Origin of the sequence: Vibrio sp. SG41-7 (assembly GCF_014164465.1) — a bacterium.
Classification (GTDB): Bacteria; Pseudomonadota; Gammaproteobacteria; order Enterobacterales; family Vibrionaceae; genus Vibrio; species Vibrio splendidus.
Window position 1 is genome coordinate 73,733 of record NZ_JACJFF010000016.1, and the last position, 2,882, is coordinate 76,614.

At 42.2% G+C, this 2,882-nt stretch carries 5 protein-coding genes and 1 pseudogene; 3 read left to right on the top strand and 3 right to left on the bottom strand.

Annotated elements, in window-relative coordinates; genetic code table 11:
* Both H5300_RS06765 and H5300_RS06770 read left to right on the top strand, forming a co-directional pair.
* Window positions 1-787 (top strand): hypothetical protein (locus H5300_RS06765; RefSeq protein ID WP_220503451.1); only part of this gene is annotated, 787 nt, incomplete at its 5' end.
* A 242-nt stretch (window positions 788-1,029) separates the two neighbouring features.
* Window positions 1,030-1,251 carry a hypothetical protein gene (locus H5300_RS06770; protein WP_170960856.1) on the top strand — a complete coding sequence of 74 codons (222 nt, stop codon included), beginning with the start codon at window positions 1,030-1,032 and terminating at the stop codon, window positions 1,249-1,251.
* 203 nt (window positions 1,252-1,454) lie between these two features.
* Here the strand turns inward: H5300_RS06770 and H5300_RS27875 are convergent, their stop codons facing one another.
* The 3 genes from H5300_RS27875 to H5300_RS06780 all read right to left on the bottom strand — a co-directional run bounded on the left by H5300_RS27875 (window position 1,455) and on the right by H5300_RS06780 (window position 2,266).
* Window positions 1,455-1,868, bottom strand: a complete 414-nt coding sequence (locus H5300_RS27875) for a replication endonuclease (RefSeq protein ID WP_259397608.1) — start codon at window positions 1,866-1,868, stop codon at window positions 1,455-1,457.
* A gap of 75 nt (window positions 1,869-1,943) precedes the next feature.
* A complete protein-coding gene (locus H5300_RS28465; RefSeq protein ID WP_371958153.1) occupies window positions 1,944-2,075 on the bottom strand; it encodes a replication endonuclease in 132 nt (43 codons plus the stop codon).
* On the bottom strand, window positions 2,063-2,266 hold the full coding sequence (locus tag H5300_RS06780) for a KilA-N domain-containing protein (protein ID WP_108167755.1): 204 nt from the start codon (window positions 2,264-2,266) through the stop codon (window positions 2,063-2,065). The genes H5300_RS28465 and H5300_RS06780 overlap by 13 nt, the downstream gene beginning before the upstream one ends.
* Window positions 2,267-2,505: 239 nt before the next feature.
* Between H5300_RS06780 and H5300_RS06785 the strand changes: the two are divergent.
* A pseudogene (locus tag H5300_RS06785) lies at window positions 2,506-2,882 on the top strand (hypothetical protein); the annotation flags it as partial.

Below are 2,882 nucleotides of genomic sequence, written 5' to 3' on the forward strand. Positions count from 1 at the left end.
TGTCGCCACGGTGGAGGCCAATGGTGAAGTGACCCTTGTGGGTGTCGGCTCTGCGGTGATTACGGCGACTGAAGCGGCGTCGGCGAACTTTGCGGGGCAAACGGCGACGTACACCGTGACGGTGACACAGGCAACCTCAGGCGATGCAGGCTTCTCCCCATTGAACATTGGTAGTGATGTGACGGCAACCTTTGGTGAGGCGAACTTCACTCAAGAGGCAACCGGTGGTAATGGCGGTGCGGTGACGTACCGCTCAGGCAATGAGAATGTCGCCACGGTGGAGGCCAATGGTGAAGTGACCCTTGTGGGTGTCGGCTCTGCGGTGATTACGGCGACTGAAGCGGCGTCGGCGAACTTTGCGGGGCAAACGGCGACGTACACCGTGACGGTGAACTATGCCACCGTTAGTGTGAGAGGACAAACATGGCTCCCAGCGCTCCCTACCGAGGTCTATTCGTCATTAGGTGTTACATATGACGCAGAATATTCAGAGGATGGGCGTTCTATAGGACAATTTACTCAATATAAGGCAGAGTCCATCTGTTCAAATATTGTGATAAATGGTCAAAATAACTGGCGACTGCCGAATGCAAGTGAAATTAGACGCCTATATGCTGAGAAGGGAAATATGTCCGTATACGGTTGGCCGACCGATAGCCTCTACTACGCAAGTCGGTATAAGCCTTTCCATCAAGCTACCATCATAGACCTCTCCAACGGTCTTGATTTGCAAACCCGCCAATTACAGCGGCCAGCTTACGTGGCTTGTGTTTTCGGAGACTTTTAAAAACGAAAATGACCTCTGGAGAGAAAATAAGGTAGATATTTTAATAAACAATAAGATAGAAGTTATTTCTGTTTAAAATACATAAATCTCTCTGATAATTAATGTATTTATCTAACACCCCTAATAAATTTAGGCCAAGGCAGGTGAATATCCAATAAGTATTCAGGATGAGAGAGAAACTACTTAAAGAGCGCCTCGTGTGGCGTTGGGTTATATTCGCCTTAGTGTTTGGAAGGTTAAAAATGGTGAAAAAATCAGTTCTGTTCTACGGTATTTTTGATGAAATACTAAAAGAAATAGCTATTGGATGCTACAAACACCCAGGCGAGAAGTTCTATCTACAGCCGAAAACCAGTGAGGCTATTAAAACAATCGAAGATGTATTGTTTACTCGCCACCCTTGGTATTTTAACTTTGACTTCCTAACGTACACTTATTTACAGAACTCCAAGTTAAAAGCATAACGGGGAGTTGATTCCAATCGCCACTGAAATATTCGCGTGAGGATTTCACGCCCTGCAATCATTACTCCTTTCAACACTCTCACCATTTCATTTTCGTCATATAAACTGCTTTTGATAGCTCCAGTCCTCAAATCAAAAGAAAGAACTTAGTAAGGCTTACAGGCCTGATTCTTACGTAGACTAAAACACCACCCATCATCTCATTAAACCGCTTTCATTCCCCTTTGTCCTTCGCTTCTAAAATCCCTTGAGCAAGTAACGGTAAACCTTGTCTTTCTTTTAGACGTCTCAACGAACACCCTCCCAGTTGTTGAAATTAACGTATGCCCCAACAGGCCGCTACGCATCAACTCTGGCAGCCGCATCTTGAGGATCTTTTCATAAACACCTTTATCAAGATCAGTTCCATCAATGTTCTTTGAAATGTACTTAGCGATATAGCCCGTAGCAGAGCCTTTTGATGGGTCTCCCTTGATTTCAGTAAATAGGTGCTCAGTCGCGCCTTTTTCTTTACTATCTTCTCGTAACGCATATTCCTGCATAACCTCTATCATTTGGCGATAAGATTCCGGCTCCACAAACAATAATAAATGCCAATGTGGTATGCCTGCCGTCATGTTGTGGCTCTGCTACACGGAAACCGTAAAAACGGGCCCCTAAACGATTCAGTTTTGAACGTATGCAGACCTTATTTAAGTAAGAGTGAGAAAAGTTGCTACATGTTTAAGTTCTTGAGCAAGATCTTCAAATCTCCCTGCTCTAACCATTAATTCAGCTTTACGTATCTTCGGATCAGAGATGCCTTTTTGTGCTAATTCAAGCAATGATACGAATTAGTAATTTGGTCAATTATGTATTGAGTTTGCTTGTTCTTAAGAAAATGAACAGGCTTATTATTATTTTGATGCCCACCACTCGCTTTATGTAGGTCATTTAATGAGTACAAGTCGTCTAGAGCATCTATGAGACTTGAGTGTATATTGCGGTTAATAATCCCTACACTGGATTTTGCCATTGCCGATTAACGAGAGGGTAGCTCGGTGTCAAACGTTTAAGAACGTTGCATATTGTATAGAGTGCGGTTTTTACAATCAGCTTGCCTCACCCATGAACGTAGACAGGATTGGGACAAAAAAATTCCAAAGAAGACACGCAGCTCCAGAGTCAAACTAAATTATTAACTAATTTAGATTCGTTTTATTTGTAACTATTGTAGTTTGGCCACTCAATCAAATGCGAATGAGAATAATTACCATGAATTATTTAAAGAAAATCATAGTTTCTTCGTTTTTCCTCTCTCCAATACATTGTTATTCCACAGAAATTAGAGGGGAAGCTTTACAATCGAATGACTCTTACGAAAATAAGATTAGTAATAAAAAATCGTTAGAGTTAGAAGCATCCGGCTGTACTGGGGACTCCTCTTGGATTGATTACCCTTCCTTACCTCAAGAGCCTACAGAAACGAGTAAATCCGATACTAATTGCAGTTTTATGCAGTTTGCCTGGCAATCTTTTGCTTATTATACCAGTGACAAGACACCGGATTTATTCTTGAATATGATGCCGAAAGACAGAATATTTAAAGAGATACCCGATAGTTGGGACAATAAAGGTGATCAAGGATTAGT